The organism is Pseudomonas sp. FSL R10-0399, assembly GCF_009600165.1.
Taxonomy (GTDB): Bacteria; Pseudomonadota; Gammaproteobacteria; order Pseudomonadales; family Pseudomonadaceae; genus Aquipseudomonas; species Aquipseudomonas helleri.
Window position 1 is genome coordinate 1 of the sequence record NZ_WIWK01000292.1, and the last position, 516, is coordinate 516.

Genomic DNA, 516 nt, shown 5'->3' on the forward strand with positions numbered 1-516 from the left:
TCGATCCACTGCTCCCGTGGAGAAACAAACCAGGTGCGTGGTTCAGCCAGGTAGGACGGGTATACCTTTTGGTGGCCTGCGATCTGGCGAATGGTGTCGCCCAGTTTGACCTTGTTGCCCTTGGCGCTGGCCTCGGTCAGGGGGTTGCCCTGCACAGTAGAGTTCGAAGGCATGCCGGGCATCTTCGGCACCATCATCTTCATCACCGCTTTCGCGCCCGCAAACAGGGCGTAAGTGATGCTGAAGGGGTCAGTGCCCTTGGGCTCGCGATAGATCTCGACATGATCAGACGGCTTGAAAACCACCTTGTGCCAGCGCTTCGCCTCAATCAGTTCGTCATTCAGCACAATGCTGATCGGAGGCGACTCCATCAGCTGGTAGCTGGGCGACTGCTCGATCAGCCACTGCTCCAGAGTCATGCGTCGATCAGTCGTGTACGTGACCATCGGCGCCGAGCCGGCCATCTTGTTCGGGAAAAATTCGATCACGGTAGAAGACCACCCTTGGAAAGTCAGT

General features: G+C 57.6%; 1 pseudogene. It reads right to left on the minus strand.

The features are described from left to right. A pseudogene (locus tag GHO41_RS29500) lies at nucleotides 1-488 on the minus strand (phage tail protein); the annotation flags it as partial. Nucleotides 489-516: the final 28 nt, after the last annotated feature.